The organism is Paenibacillus sp. 2TAB23, assembly GCF_052115165.1.
In the GTDB taxonomy this organism is placed as follows: Bacteria; Bacillota; Bacilli; order Paenibacillales; family Paenibacillaceae; genus Pristimantibacillus.
On sequence record NZ_JBFRGD010000001.1, the window covers coordinates 399,567 to 425,889 of the forward strand.

Genomic DNA, 26,323 nt, shown 5'->3' on the forward strand with positions numbered 1-26,323 from the left:
GCACTTTTAATATAACACTTCATGTAAGGTTACGCAAGCCCAAATTACTCCATTTCAAAAATAATTTCCAATTAAAGCGGTTTCCGAACATTCAAACCTCTGCTTGATATCAAACGTGGCTTTTCCACTCGTTTTTCGCTAAAATATAGGATGTATGTGTTGAAAGAAGGGGAAATCGATGATTGGATTAGACACATCGCAGCCTTCACTATGGGGCGATAAACGATTTCATACATGGAATTACGAAATGCGGGAGCAATTCGGCGGGAAAGTATTTAAGGTAACGCTCGATGCCGGCTTCAGCTGTCCGAACCGCGACGGCTCAATCGCGAAAGGCGGCTGTACGTTCTGCAGCGCAAGAGGCTCAGGAGATTTCGCCGGCAGCCGCCGGGACGATCTGGTCACGCAGTTCAATACCATCCGCGACCGCCAGCATCAGAAATGGCAGGAAGCGCAGTATATCGGATACTTCCAGGCGTATACGAATACGTATGCACCCGTCCGGGAGCTGCGTCAGTATTACGAGGTCATATTGCAGCAGCCCGGAGTCGTTGGCCTTTCTATAGCAACCCGTCCCGATTGTTTGCCGGACGATGTCGTTGATTATTTGGCCGAGTTGAATGAGCGTACCTACCTTTGGGTGGAGATGGGTCTTCAAACCGTACACGAATCGACCTCCGAGCTCATTAATCGGGCACATGATACCGCATGCTATGTTGACGCAGTGAAGCGGCTTCGCGCTCGCGGCATTCGTGTCTGTGCACATATCATATATGGACTGCCGCAGGAAACGCATGAAATGATGCTCGCTACGGGGCGTGCGGTTGCCCAAATGGATGTACAAGGCATTAAGATCCATTTGCTGCATCTAATGCGCAAGACACCTATGGTTCGCCAGTATGAAGCCGGTCTTTTGCAGTTTTTGGAGCAGGACGAGTACGTAAATCTGATTGTCGACACCCTTGAGTTTCTTCCTCCCGAGATGATTGTTCATCGTCTCACCGGGGACGCACCTCGTGATCTTCTGATCGGACCGCTATGGAGTCTCAACAAATGGGCAGTGCTTAATGCATTCGACGATGAGCTGAAGCGCCGCAATACTTGGCAGGGCAAGCTTTGGAACTCGGAGTCATAGGCCGTAATGACTGCTAAACATTAGCCTGCGGTTCAAACCACAGGCATAGGAGGTGGCCCATGGGTTTTCTATCCGTCCTAAGCATGGCTCACAAATGGATTGCTGAGCGCACTTCGCCAGGGGACATCGTAATTGATGCTACCGCCGGCGGCGGTGTCGATACGCTAATGCTCGCAGAGCTTGTCGGACCGAAGGGTACCGTATATGCCTTCGATATTCAGCAGGAAGCACTCGATCGCACGCAGGAACGACTATCTTCGTTAGCAAGCGCCAATAAGCTGCCCGTTGTGAAGCTATTGCTTGAGAGCCACGCAGGAATGGCATCCGCAGTTGACGGCCAAGCAATCGGACAAGTTGCAACCGTTATGTTCAATCTCGGCTACTTGCCGGGAAGCAGCGATCTTACGGTTATTACAAAGCCCGCGTCAACGTTGCTCGCGCTTGAAGACGCACTCCGTTTGCTGCGTCCTGGCGGCATCATTACCTGCGTCTTATATCCCGGCCATCCTGGCGGGGCAGACGAAGCAAACAGCGTAGAGCAATGGGCAGCGCAGCTACCCCAGCATTCCGCACAGACCGTTATTTATCGGCAATTGCAGCGTGCTTCGGCGCCCTATCTCATCGCAATAGAGAAACGCCCAGCCGTTGCTAGGTAATTGGTTACTAGATTACGATAAGAAAGGGCGCTATTATCGAATATGATGCGGCAGCCTACATATAAAAGAAATGGGAGAGATGAGAGATGACAGTAAAACCATATCCATTACAGTTTAAAGCAGAAATGAAAGAACGTATTTGGGGCGGACGCGCTTTAGAGGGCTTTGGTCTTGAGCTTCCTGAAGGCTCCATAGGTGAAGGCTGGATGATCGGGGATCACCCGAATGGTACAACGAAAGTGATGAATGGCGCGCTTTCAGGCACAGGCCTTGATCAAATTCGCGAAACATACGGTCCGGTTTGGTTCGGAACGCAAGGCTTTTCTGAGAAAAACGGTCGTTTTCCGCTTCTCATCAAGCTGCTCGATTGCAACGACGACCTCTCCATTCAGGTTCATCCAACCGATGAATATGAAGGCCTTCCTGCCGGTGAGCTGGGCAAAACAGAGATGTGGTATATTCTTGATGCCAAGCCAGGCGCAAAAATCATTTATGGCTTGAAGGACGGCGTGGACCGCTCCGTAATGGAAGCCGCTATTACAGAAGGACGCATCATGGACACGCTGCAGGAGGTATCCGTTCAAGCTGGGGATGCATTCTACATTCCTGCTGGTACAGTGCACGCGCTATGCTCCGGCGTTGTCGTTGCCGAAATCCAGCAAAACTCCGATACGACCTACCGATTGTTTGATTATGACCGTCCAGGCCTTGACGGACAGCTGCGTGAGCTGCATATCGAGGATTCCCTCAACGTAATCGCCTACGAGGGCGCAGGTGCTGCACGCATGAAGACCGACCATGCTGTGGCAGGCGAATGGCTTACGATTGCCTCCTCTCCATACTTTGTCGTAGAGAAAGGCATTGTCGCCGCACCTTGGCAGCTGTCCACTTCCTTGGAAAGCTTCGTTATTCTTGTTATCGCGGAAGGCGACGGCGCATTGAAATGGGATGACGGCGAGCAAGCTGTGAAAGCAGGCGAATGCTTCCTTCTTCCTGCCAACCTCGGCAGCTATGAGCTTTCTGGAAGCATGACCGTGCTTAGAAGCATCGTACCCGCTGCTGTTATCTAATACTTACGCAATAAGAAGAGACGCCTGACGGCGTCCTTTCTATAGACGCCATCGTTTCGGCGAAACGTATAGAGAAAGGATGAGCAAACCCATATCCTTTCCTATACGTCAAGAAGAGACGGCTTCGCCGTCCTCTGCAAGAGGAAGGTATCCGTTTCTTGTTGAAATAGAAGTCACTTTCTCGCGTGAAACTTATAAAGTCTTATATATTGCAAAGAACCGTCGCCCAAGGCATTGCCTAAGGCGACGGTTCTTTTACATTCTATGTCGGATCAGCTTTGCAGCGCCTCTTGCTCGACTTCAATCGATAACGTAAATGGCCGCGGCTTCGGCTTGCTGCTTCCGGCCTCTAGCGCATAGAGCACGGCAAGCAGCGTGTGCCGTCCCCGAACTACCTCGCCCGTTGACAGGAAGGTCGCAAGATCAAACGGCAGCTTCTCGATGACCGCATGCTTGTGAAGCTCCTTCTCCCCGAGCTTTAACGCGGCGAATTCCGGCGATACATCCGCAGGACGCTCTGCCAAGCGGCGCATCCATCCGCTCCATACAGACTTGTCCATCGTAAATTCCCACCAGGTTTTACGCGGTTTGTAGTTATGGTTAAGGAAATAATCATATTTCATTAGTCCCAGCACCACATCCGAATCAAGACGCGAGCCGGCAATCGCCAGCACCTCATCAAACGTAAACGACTGCTTCTCAGCATTCTCCTGCAGAACCGGCAAGGAACCTATCGCTAATTTGCCTGAGCGCGGCAAGGATTCCAGGAATGCCCACAGCCGAGCATACAGGTCCTCAAGCTGATGGCCGATTTTTTGCCAGCCGCTGCGCTCCCAGAAGTCGCCAAAGGCTTGGAAAAAGTCAAACGGCGACGGAAATACGCGATCGACCAAGTACAGCAGAGTATGGTCCATCCGATGAGCATTCCAGTATTTCTCAAGCACATCCTCTACCCGCTTAATGCGAACGATATCGCCGAATGGCATGAGATCATTCCCAAGCATTTCGTAGGGCGAGCGGTCCATATAAATATAGCCCCATTTGTCTGCTTCCCGCCTCAAACCGGTGCCTCGAAGCATTTTGAGAAAGCCAAGCTGGAGCTCTTCCGGCCTTAGCTCGAACACATCGTTGAACGTGCCTCTGAACGTATCGTAGTTCTCAAGCGGCAAGCCTGCAATCAAATCGAGATGCTGATCGATCTTCTGCGAGTTTTTCACCTTCATGACTGTACGTACAAGCTTCATCCAGTTTTGGCGGCGCTGTACCGCCTCGTTTGTTGAATCGTTAGTCGACTGCACGCCGATTTCGAAGCGGAAGATGCCGGGAGGCGCATGCTCTGCCAGGTAGTCCAGCACCTCAGGGCGCATAATATCCGCTGTTATCTCGAATTGAAAAACACAGCCCTGATGGTTTTTGATCAGAAACTCAAAAATTTCGAGCGCGTAATCTCGTTTAATGTTAAAGGTTCTGTCTACAAACTTAATGAGCTTGGCACCTTTCTCAATCAAGTACAAAATATCTGCCTTCGTACGCTCCATATCGTAGTACCGAACGCCGACCTCGATGCTCGATAAGCAGAACTGGCAGCTGAATGGACAGCCGCGGCTTGTCTCGAAATACACCACACGGCTGCCAAGATGGGGAATATCCTCCTCGAAGCGATGCGGGGAAGGCAGCTCGTTCAGGTTCAGCTTCGGGCGTGGAGGGTTAATAAGCACCTCAACGCGATCCTCGCGCTGCTTTCTGTAGGTAACGCCGAATACCATATGGTACTTGCCGTCCCCCTCAATCTCCGTCAGCAGATGATGGAAGGTTTCTTCGCCTTCTCCAACCACGATAAAGTCGACTTCCTTCACACGTTCCATCCAATAGTCCATATCGTAGCTGACTTCCGGGCCGCCGAGAATAATTTTGATTTCCGGCATAATTTTGCGCAGCATGTTAATGACCGTTATCGTTTCCTCGATGTTCCAAATGTAACAGGAGAAGCCGACGACATCCGGCTTGCGCGAATAGATATCCGAGACAATGTTCATCACCGGGTCTTTGATGGTATATTCCGCGATTTCAATATCGAATCGGTCGCCGCTGAATGCCTTCAGGCATCGCAAGGCAAGCGATGTGTGTATAAATTTAGCGTTTAAGGTGGACAGTACCACTTTCATAGCATAACCTCTCTAACTTAAGCATTTGCTTTCTGTGCGGAATCACGTAACGCACTCCCGCATCGAGCAAGATGCCTTCTATTGTACCGAAAAAAAGAAAAAAAAAGAAGAGGCATCAAACGGGCGCTTATCTCGCCAGCTCATGCCTCCATCCTTTTACACGCGTACTTTAATAAATAACTCGTTTTTGAGCTGCATATCAATGACAGGGAAACGCACCTGCCACTTGTTCCCGCCAAGCGAGGTCACCTCGCCCGAGGCAAAGCCTCGCGGCTCGAAGCCGTATTCGCGCTCGTAGTTAATCAATACCTGAATTTTTTCGTCGGGCAGCATTTCATGGAATTCATGACCCAAATTAATGGCCCATAAGCGAAGCTCCTGAGCGGAGGCAGCGCCGTAATACATGTAGAATAAAGGATCAATCTCAGCCGTGAGCACCAGCCAGCCCGAGGAATCGCGTTTTGCCGCCCACTTCGTGAAGGCTGCGTCGCCCTCTGTCGTTGAGAGCAGGCCATAGTGATCCTTAAGCAGCTTCTCGATGTCGGTCAATGGCGCTCCTACTAGGGTTGCCGGCAAGCTCGAAGGCAGAAACTTCGCGTCTGCGATATCCGCGTCTGTAATTTCGCTGTTCAAGCTTGCCGCATGAATGACGGAAACGGCAAAATTGAGGTCAGCGCTTGTACCTGAATAGCCTAGCGTAGTGATCCCCACTAGATCTCCGAATTCATTAAACAACGCGCCGCCAGAGCTTCCGTGATCAATTGGTGCACTCGTTTGTATATATCTAATGCCATCCTGATACGTAATATTGCTGATCAAACCGTCAGAAACCGTGTTCTGCAGTCCAAGCGGGCTGCCGATTGCTACGACCTTTCCGCCTTTGTACGAATTGAGTCCGTAGCCTAGCGTGACAGGATCGATTCCGATCGCACCTTTCGTTCTAACGATTGCGAGATCGGCATCCTCATCATATTTCACAACGCCATCAATCGTAAGCTGCTTGCCATTGATCGTTACTGCTGTTGCGGATGCAGCATCTGCGATGACGTGGTAATTAGTGAGAATTAAGTTTTCGCCGATCACAACGCCGCTTCCCTGTGCTTGGTTCGTCATGATTAGAACGACGCTTTCATCGAATTTATCTACAATTTCTCTGCTTGTCAGCGTAGGCAGATTTTTCTGCGAATCCAGCCATTCCTCATATTCAGCATTCTCCGCGGCCTCTTGGGAAGTAATCCGCACCGCGCTTGTAACTTTATCCCATTTCACCGTAGCGTTAAGCGATTCTGCTATAAAGCGGGCCGGCACGAAGGTAACGCCCTTCCGAATGAGGGCAGGTGCATCCAGCTTAACCGTTTTGCCGTTAATCACAGCCGTCTTCTTGCCAACTTGAAGAGAAATAGATAGATACCCTTTTCGTGCGATAATCGTCTGTGTCTTGCTTTCCCAGGTAACCGATGCGCCTAGTGCCTTGAAAATATCGCGCATGGGAACGTATGTAACGCCATTCTCCGCATAAGCAGCCGCCGATAGAGAGATTTTCTTCCCGTCTACGATGACTTGCAATTGCTGCGCTGCGGCAGCAGTCGCTTTTGTCGTAACGCTTGCTGCTGCGGCATGGCCGCTTAATCCCGGAAGCGGAGCTAACAATAAGCCTGCTACCAGCAAGGGACTGAGCAAGGAATGAAACAGTTTTGTTTTCACGCGTTGATTTCCTCCAACCTTTTCCATTTTCACCATATGGTATATCTATGAATAATCCTACCATTCCTCATGATGCTTTGTCTATTAAACCGGAATTCATAGAATATGAGTTTAACGTAAATAGAAGATTAGAACAGAGCCGCTCACTCGTGGTATAGTAGGAGCATTGAATCTAGGAGGGTTTTACATGCAAAGAGGGAAAAAGCGAAGAGCTCCTCAAACACAAGCAGACAAGAGCAAGTCCTATCCGGTCACGGAACCGATGGAGCTGCTGCCTTTTCTCTTACAAAATATATCCGGTGCAGGCCGCAACGTCGTCAAATCCATACTTGCGCACGGACAAGTTTCGGTTAGCGGCAAATCAACCACTGCATACAATTATCAGCTCCAGCCCGGTCAGACCGTCACGGTAGGCAAGGATCGGCCTCAGGAGAAGCTTCCCCTTGAAGGCCTCGCGATCCTGTTCGAAGATGAACATATTATCGTCATTAAGAAAGAGTCCGGACTGTTGTCTATTTCATCCGACTCTGCGCCGGAGAATGAAGTGACCGCTTATCGCCAGCTTACCGCTCATGTCAGGCTTGAGAATTCGAAGAACCGCATATTCGTCGTGCACAGGCTCGACCGCGATACTTCAGGGGTTATGATGTTCGCCAAAAGCGAGGCCGTACAGCAGCAGCTGCAAAACAGCTGGCAGGGCACCGTTCAAGAGCGCATTTATGTCGCGCTCGTCGAAGGGGCAGTCAAAAAGGAGAAAGGTACGATCTCCTCCTGGCTTAAGGAAAGCAAGACGCTCAAAATGTATTCCAGCTCCTACCCGAATGACGGCTTGCACGCCGTTACCCACTATAAGGTGCTTCGTTCGAATAAAAGCTTCTCCTTACTGGAGGTTCAGCTCGAAACTGGCCGAAAAAACCAAATTCGCGTGCATATGGAGGATATCGGCCATCCTGTTGTTGGAGACAAAAAGTATGGCGCCAAATCACGGACCATCGGCCGTCTCGGCTTGCATGCCCGCGTACTCGCCTTCACGCATCCCGTTACAGGCAAGCTGGTCCGGTTCGAAACCGACATTCCGAAGCTGTTTCTCCGGCCGTTCCATGTCGTTGAGGGAGAAGAAAACTAAAAAGCATCGGCTGCTGGTCACAAAGCGGCCGATGCTTTTTTCTGATATACTACAAACAGCATTTATTCTAGCTCGTATTGGAGGAATAGCATATGCCTCATTTAGTTTTCCGCGGTGTTGCCGCTGATCAATTGGTAGCCGTTACTTCTACCCTTGCCGCAGAGCTTGCGGATATATGCGAATGCGGAACCGATAATTTCACGATGGCATGTCTGCACGCGACGAATGTTTATGGCGGAATGCCCGGCGAGCCTTCCTTCGCCTTTATCGAAGTAGGCTGGTTCGAGCGCGGTCAGCTCGTGCAGCGCCGGTTCGCAGAAACAGTCAACCGCCACGTCGCGCAGCTCGGGATTCAGGAAATCGAGATTGTATTCCATGCCTACCGCGAGGATAGCTATTACATTAACGGTAAGCCAGTAGTAGGTTAGAGACAGGAATCAGCCCGAAACGATCAAAGATACGGAATAAGCGTATGCATATCATTAACCAACCACTTGCTTACAGTGGTTCCGCATATGTTCATTCCGTTATTTCTGAAGCGTCCATTCCACGTCATCGATGTTCACCCAGCCGGAGCCACCCTGAACATATACCGTCACTACATCCTGTTCCGCAATCGAAACGGCGGGCAGCTGGATTTCCGCATATTCTTCTCGAACATCAATTTCCTGCTCCAGTATCTTTCTTCCGTTAACCAACACGCCTATTGCTCCACCTTCCGCATTAGCGCTTGCCATAGCCGACAACGTGTATTCACCTGCCGCGGGGTTTACGAAGGTCTGTGACGCACGCTGTTCCTTGCCTGGATCCAAGTACATCAGCTTCGTGCCGCCGAATGGCCGATTTCCAGCAACACCCGCGCCTATCGTAAACCTCCAATATGGCTGCCCTTCCTCGAAGCCGCCGTTCTGGAACGAAACGTGAGCATCCGTTTCCTCCTGCTTGCCTATTCCGCTCACAACCGTGTAGTTTTTGAACTTTTTGATTTGGTAACCTAATTGTTCGTCAGGAAGAGGCGCGCTGTTCGAAACAATATAGGCAGCTTCCACCCCCGATTGAATCGCAGGCTTCCCGAATTGATACCGGCCAAAGGAGCGGACAAACTGAAAGGCTCCACCCGGGTTAATATAGTCCACCGTATCCAAATACAGCTGTGGGGAGATTCGTTCATAAAACAACACATAAATATATGGCATCATGACCTCATCCGTCACGAAGACGGTACCCTCGGTCGCATCGGATGCATACTGAATCGCCTCCCCAAAGGACTCATAGAACATCGGACTGATCTGCTTTGAGTAGGAAGTGAAGTATTGCCCGCAAAACAAGCCGAAATACACGGAGAATGCGGCAATTGCAATAGCGAGTGAATGCTTGATATGCTTATGCAGCCAACCCAAGCCCGCTGCAGCCGCAAATACCGTCGGGTAAAAGATGATATTGATGCGGTTGATATTAACGTCTGTTATCAGCGTCATGAGCAGCGCCGTTCCGAGCCATAGTGCTATGACCGCGGTTTCCACACGGAATCGGACGAAGAGCCGATATACCCCATAAATGATCCCCATGCCGATAATCGGCAGAGCCAAAGGATACATATAACCGAATGTCGGAATCGCATTCCACAATAGTCCATCATTTTGCGTCAAATACAGCTGTAAGAACGACTTGAAATGATGCGAGAACATCGACAGCGGCTGACCCTCGAACGCGGATGAAACCTCCTCAACGCGAGGGACAGTCAGCTTCGGAATCGAAAATAAAAATTGCATCATCGGCCAATCCAAACGATTCACCAGCAGAAACAAACCGATCGGCACCGCGAGAACAAGCAGCAGTACACTGTTCCATACCAGCACACTCCGCTTGATCGTTTGTTTCACGGCAAGCAGCGCAAGCACGCTCAATCCAAACACAGGTACAAAAAAATAAGCGGTCCCGTATGCATAGAGCGAAAAGGCAAGCGTAATCGTAAAGCCAACGAGCCATCTTGGCTGCTCAAACGCCTTGAACAAGAAATAGACAGCCAGCAGCACAAGGGTAGGAAAAATATTGGACTCCAGCGCCCATCTGGACATCATAATATGCCAAGGACAAATGACAATGAGGAACGCTGACGATAAAGCAACTGCTTCCTTCTGAAAGACGCGTTTCGCAATGAGGTAAAACAATACCATTCCGATCAAGCCAAACAGCATACTGACCATTCGGACGCTTATCGGATTCAAACCGAACAAGTAAACAAACGGAATGGATAGATAGGCATATAGCGCGTTTTGTCCGCTCCCCCATGCGATCAAATGAATCGGCAGCGTTACACCGTTGCGATCCATTCCATAATGTAGAATCGAGTAGGCCTCGTAGCCTATCGATGCCTCATCCTGGTTTAAGCCGCCCGGTATCGCTCCTGCGTAAAGCACCCGCACGGCTGCACCAATAATAAATAATAAAAGAAGCAATCTATTTCGTTGGATCCATTCCTTAAGTCGAAGAAGCATTAGTTGCGATCACCATCTCCAACTATGGATTTAGTCTGTCTAATTGGATACAAGAAGAAGAATATAAGAGCGATTAGCAATGCGATAAACGGGATAATGCTCAGCATGGAGCGGATGCCCCATACAGCGGCCTCGGCTTGCACTGCATCCTTCACGTACCCGCTGGCCTCCAGAATTACGCCTAATACGACAGCCTGGAGCGACACTCCCCATTTGACGATAAATCCGTTCATTCCGAAATACATGCCTTCCCTGCGCACGCCCGTCCGCCGTTCATCCTCGTCAATGATTTCGGATAAAAGAACATCCAGCAGCACGAGAAGCCCGGCAAGACCGATCCCGATTGCTGCCGCAGCAACAGCAGCAGCTGCAACGCTTTGCACGAATAGAAAAGGAATCATAGCAAGCGCATAAATGCTGACCGCAACGATGACCGTTTGGCGCGGTCCCCATTTCTGTACCAATCTGCCCCATAAGTAGACGCAGGGGATAGCTGCTATAAAAATCGCGCCAAGCAATACCGTATTGCTCTCATCTCCTGCGGCAAGCACGTATTTGGTGAAAAACGGAATCGCTGCCGGCAGCATCGCAAACGTGAATTGCACGAAGAAGCTGCCGACGACAAACCATACGAACGCCTTATTCGAAAACGTGAATTTCAAAGATTGCACAAAGCCGATCTCTTCGCGCTTAACGACTCGCGTCTCTTTGCTTGCAGATACCATAATGATCAAGAATACTAACGCAATGCCTGCAAATATGGCTCCCATTGGCCCCCAGCCCAGCTTGCCGTAAACGAGCGGCGGCAGAGCCACGCCGATAATCATCCCGACAATCCCGAACATTTGCCGCCACGAGGATACGGAAGCACGCTCCTTCATCGTCGTGAACATCTCCGGGAATAGTGCAGAATAATTCAGTACGACCATAACGAACAAGATATCATATAGCAGCACGATCGTTAAAAAATACCAAAACAATGCCATTCCGGTTCCCACAGGAAACCAAATGGCCGTAAATAAGGCCGCGAGCGGCACCATGCCGAACAGCATATACGGAACGCGCCTTCCGAAGCGGCTTCTGGTCCGGTCCGAAATATGACCAAACAACGGATTTAATACTGCATTCACGATGCCATGAATGACCATTGCTGCGCTGATAAGCGTCGGTTTCACCCCAAGCACGTCTACATAATAGAAGACGATGTAGGAGGCAAAGGCTTGCGCAATCAGGTTTACCGATAAATTGCCTGAGCTGTAAGCCAATTTCGATTTAAAGCTTGTACTAGCCATGCACAACACGCCCCCGGTTACGATGAAAGTCTATTATTAATAAGGTTAATAACTCTCTCATCTTACCGTAAAAACCCTTATTATTCCATAATTAACTTTTGGATCAATTACAGCTGTTTAACCATGCGGATATAACGGCTGCCGCTTACCTGAATCGAGCCGTCTTCCTCGTAATTCAGCTTGTTGTACAGCGCGTAAGCTCTTGCATTATTCGGCTCGACAATGAGCGAAAGCTTGCTATAGCCTTGCTCCTGTCCCTTGCTCTCGAATGCGCTGATCAACGCTTTGGCGATGCCTTGCCCTTGATAATGCTCATCGACGGCGATCGAGTCCAAATAATACTCTCCCTCCCTCGCCTCCACCGCAATGGCATCTCCGCCACGCGCTGCAAAGGGCAAATCCAGCGCCGCAGCGCCATCTCCCGGATAGCTGAGCAGCATGCCGGCAATTTTATGTTCGCGCCTGTCTACGAGTACATGCTTATAGCTGATTCGGTTGTCTTCCCGCTTATAAAAGCCAATGAGAATGCGCCTAGCTTCCTCTAAATCCTCCGTACCTGCCAGCGTATAGGCAATATGGCCAATAGCAGCCAGCACCAGCGGCATTACCTCTTCTGCGTCTTCTATGTTGGCTGATTCTATCATGATGACATCCCTCATTCTGATTAAGGTTCTGTTATAATAAACAATTATAATTACTGAAGGTGATGAAGCAATGGGCAACAACTATTATACATTTCCTATCGGGGTCAAGGACAGAGAGGTTCCCTTCGCTCCAACCGCAGAGGCCAAGACGAGCCGCCAGCTGGTCGGGGCCGATGAGCAGGATGCCGGTTTCTTCCGCTCATTGGAGCAATACGGCATATCCCTCAACAGACCGCAGCTGGCTGCCGTTCGACATAATCATGGACCGGCGCTTACGCTGGCGGGTGCTGGATCGGGTAAAACCTCCGTGCTCGTATGCCGGACTGCTTACCTGCTCGCTGTAAGGCGCGTGCAGCCTCAGCATATACTATTAATGACCTTCTCCAAAAAAGCGGCCGACGAGATGCGGGGACGCATCCGTTCTCTTCCCGCGCTTAACCCGCAAGCAGCAAGCGGGGTTGAAGCACGCACCTTTCATTCCTTCTGCCTCCAGCTTCTAAGAGGACGAGGCTATCGTCAAGGCATACTTGGCGAAACCGGTCAGAAGCATATCTTTTTCAAAAGGCTGATGCGTGAGCTGATGCTGAAAAATGAATACGAACCCGAGACGCTGCTTGCCCAGCTCTCGGCAATTAAGCTGCAAATGATCAACGTCAGCGACCTTCCATCAGCGACAACGGAGGAACGTGAGCTGAAGCTGCTGTTCACCCGTTACGAGCAGTGGAAAAAGGACATGGACAAGCTGGATTATGACGATCTGCTTCTGGAGGCCTATAAGCTGCTGAAGGATGACGAGGCACTGCTTGCCGCACTCCAGAACCGATTCCGATATATCATGATCGACGAGTTTCAGGATACGAACCAGGTACAGTACGTGCTGGTGCAAATGCTGGCGGACAAGCATCGCAACCTGATGGTGGTTGGCGACGACGATCAGACGATCTATTCTTTTAACGGTGCCAAAAACGATTATATCTTGAACTTTGAGCATCAATATCCTGGAGCGGTTACCTATGTCCTTGATATTAACTACCGTTCAACGAGCACGATCGTAGGACTGGGCAATGCCATTATTCAATACAATAAGCTGCGCAAGGAGAAGACGCTGCTGGCGGTGAAGCCCAAAGGCGTTAACCCGGCTTACGCCCGGCTCAAATCCACGCAGGAAGAAGCCATGCTGATCGTCGACACGATTGCAAATCAGGTGAATACAGGAAAGCGCGCTTACGGCGACTTTGCCGTCCTATTTCGAACGGCAAGCAGCAGCCGGGCACTGACAGAACTGCTTCTGACAAAGGAGCTCCCGTTCATCGACTTTGGAGACGGCCAGCTCTTTTATGACCAATGGGCGATCAAGCCGCTGCTTGCGCATCTGCGGCTCGTGCAGGACCGCCGCAACTTCGATGCGATGGAAACGCTGCTGCCCTCCTTGTATGTCAATCGCGAGCAAGCCATGGCATTTATTTGGAACCAAGACAAGCAAAGGGCCAAGAAATGGCCGCTTATCCATTTGCTTGAATTCCCTCAGCTTAAGGAATTCCAGAAGGACAAGATCAAAGAGCGGATCAAGCTGATCAAATCGTTGACCGATCTTAAGCCTGCTGCCGCTATTATGCAGCTTCGCCAAGCATTTTATGACCAATTTCTTGAAACGAGCAAAAAACATGAAATGACCGAGCACAAAGAAGGCTTGAAGGAAGTGCTGGATGAATTTGAAGCAGCAGCCGGTACATACGACACCATCGAGGCGTTTCTTGCATACATTGATGATATTACAGACAAGCATGCGGCGCTGCAAAAGCTTCAAAAGCACGAGCATAACCGCAGCGCGATATCGCTTATGTCCATACACAAATCCAAAGGGCTCGAATTTCCCGTCGTGTTCGTCATCGGTGCCTCGGAAGGCATCCTTCCGCACAGCTCCGCGCTTGCCGCAGACAAGCATAGCGATCGGACCTCCATTCAAACAGGCGAAGACTCGCTTGCCGAAGCGCTCGAGGAGGAAAGACGCCTTGCTTATGTTGCGGTTACGCGGGCCCAAGAGGAATTGTATATAAGCTCTCCCGCGCTTTATCGGGGGAAGCCGGCGGAATTATCCCGTTTTATTCGCTCCGCTTTCTCCAATGGTGAGGAGGAGGAAGCAGATTCCGAATCTGTTCTCGCGTGGCTGTGTACAAGCTCCACTTGCCAAGTATGGCAACGCATCATTACGTATGAGGATTCTCAAACCGAAACAAGGTCTTGCCCGCTGTGCGAGGCACCGATGGAGCAAGGGACGAAGATACTGCCCAAGAAGAAGAAATAAGGAGAAGCGATCGCAGCATGAGTACCCTACACGAACATCTGATGCCATACCTCAAGCTAGCCGATGCCGTTATCATTACAGACATCAATCATGTCATCCTTGCCGTGAATGCTCCCTATGAGAAAATAACTGGATATGGAGAATCCGAAATTACCGGCAAAAAAGCAAGCGTTCTGCGAACGTCCTATACCCCCAAAGAGACGCATGACCAGATGAAGCGAGCGCTCAGTCTTGGTTTATCGTGGTCTGGCGTATTTACGAATCGCAGGAGAGACAGCAGCATTTGGCATTCGTCCATTACGATTACGGTAATGGAGATTGACGAGGTGTTCTACTACATCGGGATCTTCCGCGAGCTGGAGAAGCTGAAAAGCGGTTTTTATTTGCCAGAGGAGCGCATCGGCTCCATACAAAGCTCGATGCTGAAGGTACTCGCGATTTCATGCGAGATAAGAGATCCCGGCATTGAGCAGCATCTCGTACGCGTTCGCGAATTAACAGAGCGTCTGACCCATTTCCACAACGAACGGCTTCAGTTGAACTGGCCGGAGGAGCTTGTCAATCGGATCTCGCATGCCAGCATTTTGCACGATATCGGCAAATCGGGCATACCCGAAGGTATTCTGTACAAGCCGGGCACCTTAGCTTATTATGAGCGGCAGATTGTCGAGATGCACACTCAGATCGGCGTTGACATCATCGACAAAATTTATGCGGAGCTGAATGACGATCTCTTCCGCCAAGAGCTTGAAATGGGTAAAAACATCATTCTCTACCACCACGAGAAATGGGACGGAAGCGGCTATCCCCATCAGCTTGCAGGAGAGGATATACCGATTGAAGCACGAATTGTCAGCGTCGTTGACGTGTTTGATGCGCTTACCAGCATCCGGCCGTACAAAGAGAAGTGGTCCGAGGAGCATGCGCTGGCCTTTATTACCGAGCAGCGCGGTCTCCACTTCGACCCGGAGCTGGTCGATTCTTTTCTTGCACTCATTCAGAATCAATCCAACTAAAATAACGAAGCAGCAGCCCTTGCATATGGACATGCAGGGGCTGCTGCTTCGTTACACTTCTTTTATATGTGCCTATTTCCGACCAAAGAACAGCTTCAGTTCTGTCATATCCGCCTTCATTCAGCCGCTATTTCCATAAGACCTCTTCCAATAACGTTAGCGGATACCGGCTTCTTGCCCATCTCCCTTGCCCATACCGATAATTGTCCAGCGTGATGAATATGATGGGCAATAACATGACGCATAATCTCGCCCCAGGTGTCAACGGCTACTTTCCCATTCGGCTGGGGATCCAAGTGTGGGCGGTGCTCCATGCTGTTGTCCCAGGCGATTACGAAGCTCTCCACATCCTGTCTAAAGGCGCGGTCAAGCTCGCGTACCTTTGCCAAGCTGTCATTATCATTGAAGCTTTCTTGAAAATCCGGCTTTCCTTGAAGCGCACGAATCCAGTTCCATTCTACGTCGACCATATGGAAGAGCGTATGTAAAATTCCACCAACCCCGCCTGTCCGGGCACGCAGCAGTTCAGTCTCAGACACACGTCCTCACACCATCTGTACCAATCATCGCGCACCAACCAATTGTAACGAAACATCGTTTGCAAAAAAATCATTCCTCCCGCTTGCAAATCATGAAAAATTACGTCCTTGTCTATCGTGAGCAAAAAAGCCATCCGCACATTCTACTGTGCAAACGGCTTTCGGATAATGATAGTTGCGCTAATTATATTACAAAGCCGGCGCAGTAAAGGATCGTCCGGCAAACTCGGCATCCAACATGTAGAATGCGTTGCTGTCCTTATCGATACGCTTCAGCTTATGGATGATATTATCGAACAATGCTTCTTCTTCCACTTGCTCGTCAATAAACCATTTGAGGAAGTTGATTGTCGCGTGCTCGCGATCGCTGATGGCAAGGTCAGATAAATTGTAAAAACGTTTCGTATTTTGCTGCTCATGTCCGTAGCCTTGCTCGAATGTGTCCAGAATGGACGAATATTCGTTATTGGGCTCGCCAAGCGCCGATAGCGTGGCACGACGGCCGCGGTCGTTCAGAAACTTGTATATTTTCATAGCGTGAAAACGTTCTTCCTCAGCTTGCACGATGAAGAAGTTTGCAAACCCGTCCAGACTCTCGCCCGAACAATACGCTGCCATTGCCAGATACACATGCGCTGAATAAAACTCAAAATTCATCTGTTCGTTTAATGCTTCTGCTAGTCCATCATTCATGCTCATGCACCTCAGCTTTCCTAGATTGTACTTATTCTAACATAAAAATAAAGAACGGCAAATGCCGTTCTTGTAAATGTATCCAAATATAAGGGTTAACCGATCATTTTCTTCAATCGTTTGTAAAGCTTTTCTGCCGACGGCGCGCTTACCGTCTTCGACTTTATGACGACAAAGCATTCCAGCTTACAGGTTTTGCAATCGCCTAGGCAATCGCTCTTCTTTTGTTTAATATCCGGATATCGATTCTTCATCGCCTTATAAATCGGCTCTGAACCGTTCTTTAAATTCCGTCTGCAATATTTAATCTTCTTCAACCGATTCACCCCGCAGCGCAACGAAGGATTTGCTTCCTACTTGATGATAATGATTATCATCCCCGTTGTCAACCGCGATTTTTAAGGACATCCAATCCTTTCATCAGCTGGCTGTCTTCTTTGGCGAGCTTCTCCCGAAGCTTACTCAGCAGCTGATAGCCGGTTTTGTCATTGAAGCTGCCCGTAGCCTCCAGCTTTTCTGCCGTTTGGAATTTCCGCAGCGCTTCAGCAGTATCCTTATCGAACATGCCCTCTTGTCCAGTTGATGTATAACCTAGCTCCTTCAGCATCAGCTGCAACGTTTTGACATCCTCACCATAGCTGCCAACCTTCATCTCCGTTCCGATCGCGAGCGGCCGCAGCTGAGTATAGGCTGGAAGCTCCACTGCAAAATCAGGAGATACCCCTGTTTTATTGATCCAAGTTCCTCCCGGTGTTTTCCACTGTGCCTCCGTTAAGCTTAAGACTGATCCATCTTTAAATTGATTAAAAGCTTGAACGACACCTTTGCCGTAGGTTTTCTCCCCAATAACCGTTGCGCCTGCGGATTCCTTCAGGGCTGCGGTGAGCACCTCGCTCGCACTAGCGGACTGCCCATTCACGAGTACCGCAACCGGTACTGTCCATTCCTTCTCTTGCTTCGATTTGTAGGAAATCGTCTGCCGCTCGTTTTTGTAGACGACATTCAGAATGACCTTATCCTTCGGGATCAGCGTGCTTGCAATTTTAATCGTCGGCTGAAGCAGCCCTCCTGGATTAGAGCGCATATCGAGCAGCAAGCCTTTGAGCGGCTGCTTCTCTTGAAGCTCTTTGATCGCCGCCTCGAATTCATCCGCCGTTTTCTCTGCAAAGCGGCTGATCGTTACATGCCCGATGCCATCTTCCAGCAACTCGGATGTGACGGTATGTACAGGTATCGCTTCGCGCTTCAGCGTGATGGAGATCAGCTCAGCTTGATTCGCTCTTTGAACCTCAAGCGAGACGTTTGTTCCTTCCTCTCCTCTGACAAGTCCTAACAGATCATCGAAAGTCTTGCCGCTCAGCTTTTGATTATCTACGGAAATGATGATGTCCTCAGGCAGCAAGCCCCCACGTTCGGCAGGAGCTCCTTTCGTAAGCGCCGTAATGACGAACTCGCCCTCTTCTTCTCGCAGCTCAGCTCCGATGCCGAATATTTCACCTTCGTAGGACTGCGTGTAGGCATCTCCCTTTTCTTCCACCAAATAGCGGGAATAAGGATCCTCGAGCGAGCTGACCATGCCAACTGCCGCCCCGTTGATCAGCTTTTTCGGCTCGGCGCCGTTCAAATAATCTTTAATAATTTTGTTATAGGACACAGTAAATTGCTTAAACGCAGGCTCCTTGAGCATCGGATAGCGATTTCCCATCCATAGCACGCCTACCGTGAAGCCAATGGCCGCGAATAAAAAAGCCCCGAGTACGCAAAAGGAAAGAAACCGTTGTTTTGCAGCCGCTGATGTGAAATAGTTCATTTGTTCATCTCCTAAAAAGATTTGTGAAGCAAAACTTGCATCGTAAGCATACGCTCCGTTTTGTGAAGCAAAACTCACATCGTAAGCATACGCTCCGTTTTGTGAAACAAAACTTACTTCGGAAGCATTCACTCCGTTTGTGAAGCAAAACTTGCATCGCAAGCATACGCTCCGTTTTGTGAAGCAAAACTTACATCATAAGCATACGCTCCGTTTTGTGAAGCAAAACTTGCGTCTAAAGCGTGCGCGCTGTCTTGTATGTACGCGCCATTTTCGCTACAATCAACCTATTCTTAACTATAAAGAGCTTGGAGAGGAGCTTTACCGCTAGTATGTATAAACTTATCGCAATTGATGTTGACGACACGTTATTAACGGATGACCTTATCGTAACAGAAGGAACGAAGCGCGCGATGGAGGCTGCCATTGCAAAGGGTGTAACGGTTACGCTGGCAACTGGCCGCATGTTCGCTTCCGCTCAAAAGATCGCTAAACAAATCGAGCTCAATGTTCCTATTATTACTTATCAGGGAGCCCTCGTCAAAACGCTGCTCGACGGCCAAGTGCTGTATGAACGAAATGTCCCGATTGACGCGGCCAAACAGCTTCACGCCTTTGCCGAGGAAAACAGCCTGCATTTGCAGCTTTACGTTAACGACGAGCTTTACGGGACAGAGGATAATGACAAAATAAAAGCCTATTCCAAGCTCTCGAATATCCCTTACAAAATCGAGCCTGATTTCAACAAGCTGCTTGACTTTCCGATGAACAAAATGCTTATCATTGACGATCCTGCCCGCCTCGATATTATTGCCGAGGAGCTGAAGCTGCTGATAGGCGACCGCGTCCACATTACCAAGTCGAAAGCACATTACCTGGAGTTCATGCACAAAGAAGGCACGAAGGGCCACGCGCTTACTTTCATGGCTGAGCACTTGGGCTGTACAATGGAGCAGACCATCGCTCTCGGCGATGCATGGAATGACAATGAAATGATTCTGGCTGCCGGACTTGGCGTGGCTATGGGCAATGCGATCCAATCGCTCAAGGATATCGCTGATTATGTGACGCTATCCAACAATGAAGAAGGCGTTCGCCACGTCATTGAGAAATTTGTGCTCAATGCATCGGCCGAGTAATCGAATCGAATCATGCCTTGCACAAGAAGAAACGGCTTCGCCGTCCTCTGCAGGAGGGCATCCGTTTCTCGTAGAAATAGAAAAATAATTTATCGCGTGAAACATATAAAGTCTTATATTTAAATAAAAGCCAGCCCTTCGCTGAATGCGAATGAGCTGGCTCTTCAAGATAAGGAGGTTGTATGATTGAATTGTCCCCTATGCGGCCAACCGAATGCCTGCGGAATCAAAGCTGTCCAGGAAGTTCAATCCGATTGCTGGTGCTTTCACGAAAAATTCCCAGAGGATTTGCTCCAGCAGCTGCCGGAGGATTTGCGCGGCAAAGCTTGTATATGCAAATCATGCTTACATAACCATTTGCGCCTGCCAGTGCGTGAAGAGGAACAACCACACTAAACGTCCAAGCTTACTTCCAAGTAAAACCCGCTCATTTCGTAGAGCTCGATGCTTCCTTGCGCTCCGGTACAAAAAATGCCTGCTCTACGTCTAATGCGGGCAGCGGCTTGCTGAAGTAATAGCCTTGAATCTTCTGGCAGGAGTTATCCGTCAAAATATCAAGCTGGTCCTTCGTTTCAATCCCCTCCGCAATGACCTCCATGTTCAAATGCTGCGCCATGGCAATGATCGTCGATACGATTGCTCGATCATTATTGTTTTCTGTAATATCCCGAATGAAGGAACGATCAATCTTCACCTTGTGGATAGGGAACATTTTGAGATAGCTAAGCGAACTGTACCCCGTCCCGAAATCATCAAGGCTAATCCGAATGCCATATTCATTGAGCTGATTCAGAATGCTGCTGGAGATGGATGCGTCCATCATCATGCTCTCCGTTATTTCCAGCTCAAGAAACTCAGGCTTCAAGCCTGTTTGCTCTAGTATGGCCATAATATACTCCGCAAGCTTCGGCTGATGGAACTGCTGTGAAGACAGGTTTACAGAAATGGGGATAAGCGGACCGCCCTCATCATGCCATCTTCTCATTTGCTGACAAGCTTCACGCAGCACCCAAGTCCCCATTTCATAAATAAGGCCCGTTTCCTCGGCAATGGGGATAAAGAGACCGGGAGACAACAAACCTTTTGTCGGATGCTCCCAGCGCACGAGTGCTTCAATGCCGATCATCGCATGATCCTCCGTGCGAATCTGAGGCTGGTAATGGAGCAGCAGCTCGCCCCGTTCGATTGCTTTTCTAAGATCGCTTTCCAGCTCTATCTTTTCCAGAAGCTGCTCATCTAGCTCGTTCGAGAATAACAAATAATCGTTTTTCCCTTTTTTCTTTACCTCGTACATGGCCGTATCGGCGTTTCTCAGCAATTGGGCGGCATCCTGCCCATGTCTTGGGAATATAGAGATGCCTATACTTGCAGAGACATAGAAATCACTTTCTTTTAACCGATATGGCGCTTGGATTGCGATAATGATTTCTTGCGCCAGCTGCTCGATTTCGGCAAGCTCACCATAATGGCTGCATAGAAGTGTAAACTCATCTCCGCCTATGCGTGCAAGCATGGCCCTGCTTTCCATGGCTGCTTTTTGTATACGCTTGCTAACTTCCTGGAGAAATTGGTCGCCTACCGTATGTCCCAGCGAGTCATTAATCATTTTGAAGCGGTCAATATCGAGTACCATTACTGCAAAGGGCTCCTTAGTACTGCTGTTCGCTGAGATAGCCTCAGCTATGGCTTGGTTAAACATCCTGCGGTTTGGCAAGCCTGTCAGCTCATCATGAAACGCTAAGTGGTTAATTCTAAGCTTTGCCTGCTTCTCTTGCGTAATATCCTTGAAGATAATGTAGATGCCGACAACGCTTCCATCCACGACAACCGGAACGTTCGCAACGCTGAGCTCTACCCTCATTCCGTCATGCCTAATAATGGAGGTTTCGTGATTGAGCGTCTCGCCATCAAAGCATCGTTGAAACATCTGATATACGCGTTCCTGATCCTCGGATACGATAATGTCTTTCAATGTGGATATCGGTTGGTTCATAACCTCTTTGCTGCTGAAGCCCGTAATCTGCAAAGCGATCGGATTATGGCTAATGACATTGCGCTGCAGATCAACGGATACGATTCCATCCTGGCTGTTCTCGTACAATGACTTATACCACTTCTCGTTTTGCTCCATTTCCGAATCCTTGCGAGCCAGTCTTTTGGCGATGTATATGCCGAATAATGACAGCCCAAGCGTGAAGAAGATGCCTCCAGCAATAATATAGGCAAGCCACTTGTGATCCAGTGTCACACCATAGAACAAGGCTGATTTACCGCTGTTGTGGAAATTCGCAGCTGTCATTCCTGTATAATGCATGCCGGATATGGCCGCCCCCATAATTGCCCCGCTTCCTAGCTTCTTATAGAACTCGCCTTTCCGATCCCCTTTTCGGAAATAAAACGAAAGCCAAAGTGCGGCTATGGATGCGCCAAACGCAATGAGAACGGAGAGGATAAATATAAGCGGATTATAGGTAATAGGAACAAGCATCGCAGCCATTCCAACGTAATGCATGACGGATATTCCGATTGCAAGCAGTATGCCCCCAATAAGCAGCTGAGTACCTGTAAGCTCGCTTCTTCCGACTACGAATAAAGCGATAAATGCTGCCCCAATCGCAGCAAAGACCGAAAGCAGTACGATAACCAAATCATATTCGACCACAATTGGGAGATTCAATGCAAGCATGCCGACGAAATGCATCGACCATATTCCCATCCCCATCGATGCTGCGCCGAACGTCAGCCATCTTAATCGAGTCGTCCCTTTGGAAGTGCTTACTCGCCCTGCTAAATCAAGAGCCGTATAAGAGGCCATTACCGCAATAATGTATGAAAAAAGGACTAACAAACTATCATAAGACCCATGAACATGCTCCATTTAATCCCCTCGATCCTGTGTATATTAATGTTTTGTAAGAGCACATTTCTATTATACAGTATACGAGATTCATTTTTTAATAAATTATTGAATAATAATGGCAATACTTTTTTTGAAATAACGGCTATTCATTTCATCGTTTTCGATGCTTTAGCCCGCAGTCTCGATAAGGAAGCAGCAGGCTGCGCACCACAATGAAAAAGGAGCAGCCTGGCAGGTTCATAACGCCGGGCCGCTCCTTTTCATGCTCTTTCATTACGATTAAACGGATAAATACAGCAAGTAATAGGAAAGTGTCTGTCACTATGGCAAAGTTGGCGTCAGAGCCATAAATGATTAACGCTTTTTTATCCATTGGCGCTTTCTGCTTCGCTGCTTCGAGCTTGGCTAGGAGCGCATCACCAGCAGCCTTGCCTCATCCGTTCTGCCTGTCGGTTTTCCTACCGTTTCGAGAATGGCGATGGAATCCGCATATGTTATTGGTTGTGCCAGATAGATGGGAGCAACGCCGTTCATGCCTTCTCGCAGCGCATCATGTACACCCAATTTGCTTATTAACAAATTCAAACACGGGATTGCTCTGCGAACGCTTCAGCACAACGATGCATAAGCAGGCAAAAGGATCGGTTATGCCCAATAAAAAAAGAGGACAGATCATAGCGCTTGCAAGCAGGCTCATAGGTAACCAACACACGGTGCTTCATATAATTCGCCGCGAACTCGACGAACGACTCCGTCTGCTTACTCGCATGGAAAGTCATGTACGCATATACGGAATGATCGAATGGATCATCCAGAACGCTAACTCCTGCACAGCAATATTCTGTCGGAATCTGTATTCGTCTCAGCACGACCAAAGCCGGATACAGCTCCGCGTCGACAGAAAAGGAATCCAGCATCATCGCCAGCTTATCCTTCTTCTTCACTTTATCCCGGTCCGCCCATGCTTCAAGCTCCAACGCCCTTCGTTCCCATAAAGCTTCGCTCTGAGAACTGATTACCTGCTCATCGTCTTCTTCAAGCGTTATGTATCCCATTGCCCTTCCCTTCCTGCTCTTCAAGAAGAAACAGCTTTACCGTCCTCTGCAAGAGGAGCGTATCCGTTTCTCATAGAAATAGAACAATTCTTTATCACGTGAGACATTTAAAATCTTTTATGTTATGAAAAACTCGGAATCGGGTCTTTCAAATCTCGCCAATTTCCTGCCATTTCCTCCGGAGTCAGCAGCGCCATATCAAGTTTGCGAGAAATTTCATCCCGGTTCATCTCCATCCCGATGAAAACAAGCTTCGTCACGCGATCTCCCCACTTATCGTCCCAGTCAGCCGTTTTCTCGAATTCGCTTCCGAAATAAGAGAACCGCTCTTCTTCCGATAAGGCCGCGACCCATAGCCCCGCCGGAGACAGCTGCCTCGACACGCCTGCTTGGCTAAACGTGATTGCCATATTATTGCGTGTAGCGATCCATACCAGTCCTTTCGAACGAACGACAGCCTTAGGCCACTTGGCCAGCCACTTCAGGAAACGTTCCGGATGAAACGGAATTTTCCGCTTATACGTAAAGGTCGCTATGCCGTATTCTTCTGTCTCTGGTTTATGCTCCTCCTTCGCCAGCTCTTTTATCCAGCCTGCAGACTGGCTCGCTGTCTCGAAATCGAACAGCTGCGTGTTCAGAATATCCCGCGGGCTCACTGCACCATTGCTTGCTCTTACAATCCTTGCCCTTGGCTGTAAGCTTCTTAACGTCTGCTCAAGCTTCTCCAGCTCGTCAGCGCGCACCATATCGCATTTATTAATTACGAGGACATCACAGAACTCGATCTGTTCAATCAAAAGATGAACGACGCCTCTCGTATCTCCCTCGCCTGCTTCCTGTTCCCTGTCGGCCAGCGTTTCCTTCGTATGATAATCGTTCCAGAAATTAACCGCATCCACTACTGTAACCATCGTATCAAGCCTCGTCAGCCTCGATAAGTCGATGTTCTGCTCCTCATCCACGTAGGTGAACGTCTGCGCGACAGGGACCGGCTCTCCGATTCCCGTCGATTCGATTAGAATGTAGTCAAACCGATTCTCCAGCGCCAAGCGCTCAACCTCCTGCAGCAGGTCATCGCGGAGCGTGCAGCAGATGCAGCCATTAGACATTTCTACGAGCGATTCTTCTGTGCGGCTTAGTCCGCCTCCGTCACGAATAAGGTCAGCATCTACGTTTACCTCGCCCAAATCATTGACAATAACGGCGACCTTAAGTCCTTCTCGGTTGTTCAGAACATGGTTCAGAATCGTCGTTTTGCCCGCACCTAGATAGCCGCTAAGTACAGTTACCGGGATACGACGATCTTCTATTGCATTTTTCATCAGAAAAGCACCTCTTTGCCTTTTGATTTCCCTTAATTAAATCGTAATTATTACTATTAAACACTAGCATATAAATGTGCTTTTGGCTAATAAAGGTTAAACTACGCCTATCGATTTCACAAGTCAGCCATTATGCCATCACATGCGGCTTGTATTCCTCTAAAGAAAAATGAATGTGGCGAGCAGTCAGCATAGAGCCCTCAATGATTGCTTTCCGCTTCGCTTTCAGAACGATTTGCTCCATGTCTGCAAAGCTGCAGCCCTTTAATAACGCAGCAGCCTGCTCCTGCGTTCCTTCCTCCTGTCCGAATTCTCCAATGAGCAGGCGTATATATTCATTTCTCGTTGCATCATCCGGCATGCCGTAGGTCATCTTCGTATCAAATCTCCGCCATACGGCATGATCGAGCTCCTCCTGCAAATTCGTCGCCGCCATAAACACACTGCCGCATTCGAATTCGTCCAAGCACTGCAGCAGCGTATTAACGACCCGAGCCATTTCTTTCACTTCGTCGTTGTTTTCCCTCGTTCTTGCAATCGCGTCAAATTCGTCAAGAAACAAAACGCATGGCGATGCTTTTGCGTATTCGAATATTTTACGTACATTGCTCGCGGTTTCACCAAGATGGCTGTGGATAATGGTGTCCAGACGTACGAGCAAGAGCGGAACGTCAAGCTGCTGCGCCATATAGAATGCCGTCAAGGTTTTGCCCGTCCCGGGTGGGCCGTACATGACGATTTTGTTCGGAATCGGTACGTCATGCTCCTCGAATTTGTCTTTCATGGCGAGAATGATGAGAAACTCCTCTATAATCGTCCGATTCTCCGATTGAAATACGATACGCTTCACTTTGCGCGCGCAGTCCTTAGCTGTATAGTAGGTTGCCATCTCTAAGCCTTTTGCTCTCGGTAGGCGGTTATTATTGTTTTTGCTCATTGCTGATAAGACTCCTTTAGGTTTGTTTTTTAAACGTAATAATTACGGTTAAAAGTATATCATAATTATTACGATTTAAAAACCTAAAGCAAGGCGAAAAAAGACAACGATCTTGGAGGCATTTCCAGATAAACGCTATACCGTGGAAGAGATCATCGGTCAAGGGGATAAAGTGCTCGTGAGAATGATTGTGAAAGGGACACTTCAAGGTATGTTCTTTGGGACCGCGCCCAAGGGCAATATAATTGATGTCACGCTCTACCGTCAATATCGTGTCGTGGACGGTAAGATAGCCGAGCATCGGGGCTGGATCGATATGGTGACCATGTGGAGCCAAATTCAAGGCAATTAGCTACT

24 protein-coding genes and 1 pseudogene are annotated in these 26,323 nt (G+C 49.0%); 10 read left to right on the forward strand and 15 right to left on the reverse strand.

Annotation, left to right across the window (positions count from 1 at the left end; all coding sequences use genetic code 11):
• Positions 1 to 178 precede the first annotated feature (178 nt).
• The 3 genes from AB4Z29_RS01780 to AB4Z29_RS01790 all read left to right on the forward strand — a co-directional run bounded on the left by AB4Z29_RS01780 (position 179) and on the right by AB4Z29_RS01790 (position 2,861).
• Entirely contained in the window at positions 179 to 1,135 is a 957-nt protein-coding gene (locus tag AB4Z29_RS01780; protein WP_441941436.1) for a TIGR01212 family radical SAM protein, read from the forward strand.
• Positions 1,136 to 1,194: 59 nt separating this feature from the next.
• The gene (locus AB4Z29_RS01785; protein ID WP_441941437.1) at positions 1,195 to 1,791 is read left to right on the forward strand and encodes a class I SAM-dependent methyltransferase; all 597 of its coding nucleotides are present in this window, start codon (positions 1,195 to 1,197) and stop codon (positions 1,789 to 1,791) included.
• 86 nt (positions 1,792 to 1,877) lie between these two features.
• A complete protein-coding gene (locus AB4Z29_RS01790; protein WP_441941438.1) occupies positions 1,878 to 2,861 on the forward strand; it encodes a type I phosphomannose isomerase catalytic subunit in 984 nt (327 codons plus the stop codon).
• A 272-nt stretch (positions 2,862 to 3,133) separates the two neighbouring features.
• Here AB4Z29_RS01790 and AB4Z29_RS01795 read toward each other — a convergent pair whose 3' ends face one another.
• Both AB4Z29_RS01795 and AB4Z29_RS01800 read right to left on the reverse strand, forming a co-directional pair.
• Positions 3,134 to 5,026, reverse strand: a complete 1,893-nt coding sequence (locus AB4Z29_RS01795) for a B12-binding domain-containing radical SAM protein (protein ID WP_441941439.1) — start codon at positions 5,024 to 5,026, stop codon at positions 3,134 to 3,136.
• A 156-nt stretch (positions 5,027 to 5,182) separates the two neighbouring features.
• A complete protein-coding gene (locus AB4Z29_RS01800; RefSeq protein ID WP_441941440.1) occupies positions 5,183 to 6,730 on the reverse strand; it encodes a stalk domain-containing protein in 1,548 nt (515 codons plus the stop codon).
• A gap of 187 nt (positions 6,731 to 6,917) precedes the next feature.
• Between AB4Z29_RS01800 and AB4Z29_RS01805 the strand changes: the two genes are divergently transcribed.
• Entirely contained in the window at positions 6,918 to 7,856 is a 939-nt protein-coding gene (locus AB4Z29_RS01805) for an RluA family pseudouridine synthase (RefSeq protein ID WP_441941441.1), read from the forward strand.
• Between the two features lie 92 nt (positions 7,857 to 7,948).
• Positions 7,949 to 8,284 carry a DUF1904 family protein gene (locus AB4Z29_RS01810; RefSeq protein ID WP_441941442.1) on the forward strand — a complete coding sequence of 112 codons (336 nt, stop codon included), beginning with the start codon at positions 7,949 to 7,951 and terminating at the stop codon, positions 8,282 to 8,284.
• A gap of 99 nt (positions 8,285 to 8,383) precedes the next feature.
• Here AB4Z29_RS01810 and AB4Z29_RS01815 read toward each other — a convergent pair whose 3' ends face one another.
• The 3 genes from AB4Z29_RS01815 to AB4Z29_RS01825 form a co-directional block, all read right to left on the reverse strand.
• A complete protein-coding gene (locus AB4Z29_RS01815) occupies positions 8,384 to 10,354 on the reverse strand; it encodes a glycosyltransferase family 39 protein (protein WP_441941443.1) in 1,971 nt (656 codons plus the stop codon).
• Entirely contained in the window at positions 10,354 to 11,646 is a 1,293-nt protein-coding gene (locus AB4Z29_RS01820) for an MFS transporter (protein WP_441941444.1), read from the reverse strand. Before AB4Z29_RS01820 ends, AB4Z29_RS01815 begins: the two co-directional genes overlap by 1 nt.
• Positions 11,647 to 11,753: 107 nt before the next feature.
• Positions 11,754 to 12,290, reverse strand: coding sequence for a GNAT family N-acetyltransferase (locus AB4Z29_RS01825; RefSeq protein ID WP_441941445.1), 537 nt, complete (start codon positions 12,288 to 12,290; stop codon positions 11,754 to 11,756).
• 70 nt (positions 12,291 to 12,360) lie between these two features.
• Here AB4Z29_RS01825 and AB4Z29_RS01830 point away from each other — a divergent pair, with 70 nt between their 5' ends.
• The gene (locus AB4Z29_RS01830; protein WP_441941446.1) at positions 12,361 to 14,595 is read left to right on the forward strand and encodes a UvrD-helicase domain-containing protein; all 2,235 of its coding nucleotides are present in this window, start codon (positions 12,361 to 12,363) and stop codon (positions 14,593 to 14,595) included.
• A gap of 17 nt (positions 14,596 to 14,612) precedes the next feature.
• Positions 14,613 to 15,611: an HD domain-containing phosphohydrolase gene (locus AB4Z29_RS01835; RefSeq protein ID WP_441941447.1), complete on the forward strand. Its 999-nt coding sequence runs from the start codon at positions 14,613 to 14,615 to the stop codon at positions 15,609 to 15,611.
• 116 nt (positions 15,612 to 15,727) lie between these two features.
• Here AB4Z29_RS01835 and AB4Z29_RS01840 read toward each other — a convergent pair.
• From AB4Z29_RS01840 to AB4Z29_RS01855, 4 genes and pseudogenes are all read right to left on the reverse strand, one after another.
• Positions 15,728 to 16,215: pseudogene (locus tag AB4Z29_RS01840) on the reverse strand (DinB family protein).
• A gap of 124 nt (positions 16,216 to 16,339) precedes the next feature.
• On the reverse strand, positions 16,340 to 16,843 hold the full coding sequence (locus tag AB4Z29_RS01845; RefSeq protein WP_183567685.1) for a ferritin: 504 nt from the start codon (positions 16,841 to 16,843) through the stop codon (positions 16,340 to 16,342).
• A gap of 95 nt (positions 16,844 to 16,938) precedes the next feature.
• Positions 16,939 to 17,160: a DUF1450 domain-containing protein gene (locus AB4Z29_RS01850; RefSeq protein WP_183567629.1), complete on the reverse strand. Its 222-nt coding sequence runs from the start codon at positions 17,158 to 17,160 to the stop codon at positions 16,939 to 16,941.
• A gap of 68 nt (positions 17,161 to 17,228) precedes the next feature.
• The gene (locus AB4Z29_RS01855; RefSeq protein WP_441941448.1) at positions 17,229 to 18,653 is read right to left on the reverse strand and encodes a S41 family peptidase; all 1,425 of its coding nucleotides are present in this window, start codon (positions 18,651 to 18,653) and stop codon (positions 17,229 to 17,231) included.
• 332 nt (positions 18,654 to 18,985) lie between these two features.
• On the opposite strand from AB4Z29_RS01855, the gene AB4Z29_RS01860 reads away from it, so the two are divergent.
• A complete protein-coding gene (locus tag AB4Z29_RS01860; RefSeq protein ID WP_441941449.1) occupies positions 18,986 to 19,792 on the forward strand; it encodes a Cof-type HAD-IIB family hydrolase in 807 nt (268 codons plus the stop codon).
• Positions 19,793 to 19,978: 186 nt separating this feature from the next.
• Positions 19,979 to 20,188: a cysteine-rich CWC family protein gene (locus tag AB4Z29_RS01865; RefSeq protein WP_441941450.1), complete on the forward strand. Its 210-nt coding sequence runs from the start codon at positions 19,979 to 19,981 to the stop codon at positions 20,186 to 20,188.
• Positions 20,189 to 20,219: 31 nt separating this feature from the next.
• Here the strand turns inward: AB4Z29_RS01865 and AB4Z29_RS01870 are convergent, their stop codons facing one another.
• The 6 genes from AB4Z29_RS01870 to AB4Z29_RS01895 all read right to left on the reverse strand — a co-directional run bounded on the left by AB4Z29_RS01870 (position 20,220) and on the right by AB4Z29_RS01895 (position 25,966).
• The gene (locus AB4Z29_RS01870; RefSeq protein WP_441941451.1) at positions 20,220 to 22,670 is read right to left on the reverse strand and encodes a bifunctional diguanylate cyclase/phosphodiesterase; all 2,451 of its coding nucleotides are present in this window, start codon (positions 22,668 to 22,670) and stop codon (positions 20,220 to 20,222) included.
• A gap of 133 nt (positions 22,671 to 22,803) precedes the next feature.
• On the reverse strand, positions 22,804 to 23,025 hold the full coding sequence (locus AB4Z29_RS01875) for a hypothetical protein (protein WP_441941452.1): 222 nt from the start codon (positions 23,023 to 23,025) through the stop codon (positions 22,804 to 22,806).
• Positions 23,026 to 23,057: 32 nt separating this feature from the next.
• Entirely contained in the window at positions 23,058 to 23,237 is a 180-nt protein-coding gene (locus tag AB4Z29_RS01880) for a hypothetical protein (protein WP_441941453.1), read from the reverse strand.
• Positions 23,234 to 23,707 (reverse strand): hypothetical protein, encoded by a 474-nt coding sequence (locus AB4Z29_RS01885; protein ID WP_441941454.1) that lies wholly within the window; start codon positions 23,705 to 23,707, stop codon positions 23,234 to 23,236. Before AB4Z29_RS01885 ends, AB4Z29_RS01880 begins: the two co-directional genes overlap by 4 nt.
• Before the next feature lie 122 nt (positions 23,708 to 23,829).
• Complete coding sequence (locus AB4Z29_RS01890; protein ID WP_441941455.1) at positions 23,830 to 25,029, reverse strand: GTP-binding protein; 1,200 nt, start codon at positions 25,027 to 25,029, stop codon at positions 23,830 to 23,832.
• Positions 25,030 to 25,159: 130 nt separating this feature from the next.
• Entirely contained in the window at positions 25,160 to 25,966 is an 807-nt protein-coding gene (locus AB4Z29_RS01895) for an AAA family ATPase (RefSeq protein ID WP_441941456.1), read from the reverse strand.
• Positions 25,967 to 26,078: 112 nt separating this feature from the next.
• Here AB4Z29_RS01895 and AB4Z29_RS01900 point away from each other — a divergent pair, with 112 nt between their 5' ends.
• Entirely contained in the window at positions 26,079 to 26,318 is a 240-nt protein-coding gene (locus AB4Z29_RS01900) for an ester cyclase (RefSeq protein ID WP_441941457.1), read from the forward strand.
• Positions 26,319 to 26,323: the final 5 nt, after the last annotated feature.

Coding starts and splice junctions, on each gene's coding strand:
- AB4Z29_RS01780 (WP_441941436.1), top strand. CDS start 179: ATGATTGGATTAGACACATCGCAGCCTTCACTATGGGGCGATAAACGA.
- AB4Z29_RS01785 (WP_441941437.1), top strand. CDS start 1,195: ATGGGTTTTCTATCCGTCCTAAGCATGGCTCACAAATGGATTGCTGAG.
- AB4Z29_RS01790 (WP_441941438.1), top strand. CDS start 1,878: ATGACAGTAAAACCATATCCATTACAGTTTAAAGCAGAAATGAAAGAA.
- AB4Z29_RS01795 (WP_441941439.1), bottom strand. CDS start 5,026: ATGAAAGTGGTACTGTCCACCTTAAACGCTAAATTTATACACACATCG.
- AB4Z29_RS01805 (WP_441941441.1), top strand. CDS start 6,918: ATGCAAAGAGGGAAAAAGCGAAGAGCTCCTCAAACACAAGCAGACAAG.
- AB4Z29_RS01810 (WP_441941442.1), top strand. CDS start 7,949: ATGCCTCATTTAGTTTTCCGCGGTGTTGCCGCTGATCAATTGGTAGCC.
- AB4Z29_RS01815 (WP_441941443.1), bottom strand. CDS start 10,354: ATGCTTCTTCGACTTAAGGAATGGATCCAACGAAATAGATTGCTTCTT.
- AB4Z29_RS01820 (WP_441941444.1), bottom strand. CDS start 11,646: ATGGCTAGTACAAGCTTTAAATCGAAATTGGCTTACAGCTCAGGCAAT.
- AB4Z29_RS01825 (WP_441941445.1), bottom strand. CDS start 12,290: ATGATAGAATCAGCCAACATAGAAGACGCAGAAGAGGTAATGCCGCTG.
- AB4Z29_RS01830 (WP_441941446.1), top strand. CDS start 12,361: ATGGGCAACAACTATTATACATTTCCTATCGGGGTCAAGGACAGAGAG.
- AB4Z29_RS01835 (WP_441941447.1), top strand. CDS start 14,613: ATGAGTACCCTACACGAACATCTGATGCCATACCTCAAGCTAGCCGAT.
- AB4Z29_RS01845 (WP_183567685.1), bottom strand. CDS start 16,843: ATGAATGATGGACTAGCAGAAGCATTAAACGAACAGATGAATTTTGAG.
- AB4Z29_RS01855 (WP_441941448.1), bottom strand. CDS start 18,653: ATGAACTATTTCACATCAGCGGCTGCAAAACAACGGTTTCTTTCCTTT.
- AB4Z29_RS01860 (WP_441941449.1), top strand. CDS start 18,986: ATGTATAAACTTATCGCAATTGATGTTGACGACACGTTATTAACGGAT.
- AB4Z29_RS01870 (WP_441941451.1), bottom strand. CDS start 22,670: ATGGAGCATGTTCATGGGTCTTATGATAGTTTGTTAGTCCTTTTTTCA.
- AB4Z29_RS01875 (WP_441941452.1), bottom strand. CDS start 23,025: ATGGATAAAAAAGCGTTAATCATTTATGGCTCTGACGCCAACTTTGCC.
- AB4Z29_RS01885 (WP_441941454.1), bottom strand. CDS start 23,707: ATGGGATACATAACGCTTGAAGAAGACGATGAGCAGGTAATCAGTTCT.
- AB4Z29_RS01890 (WP_441941455.1), bottom strand. CDS start 25,029: ATGAAAAATGCAATAGAAGATCGTCGTATCCCGGTAACTGTACTTAGC.
- AB4Z29_RS01895 (WP_441941456.1), bottom strand. CDS start 25,966: ATGAGCAAAAACAATAATAACCGCCTACCGAGAGCAAAAGGCTTAGAG.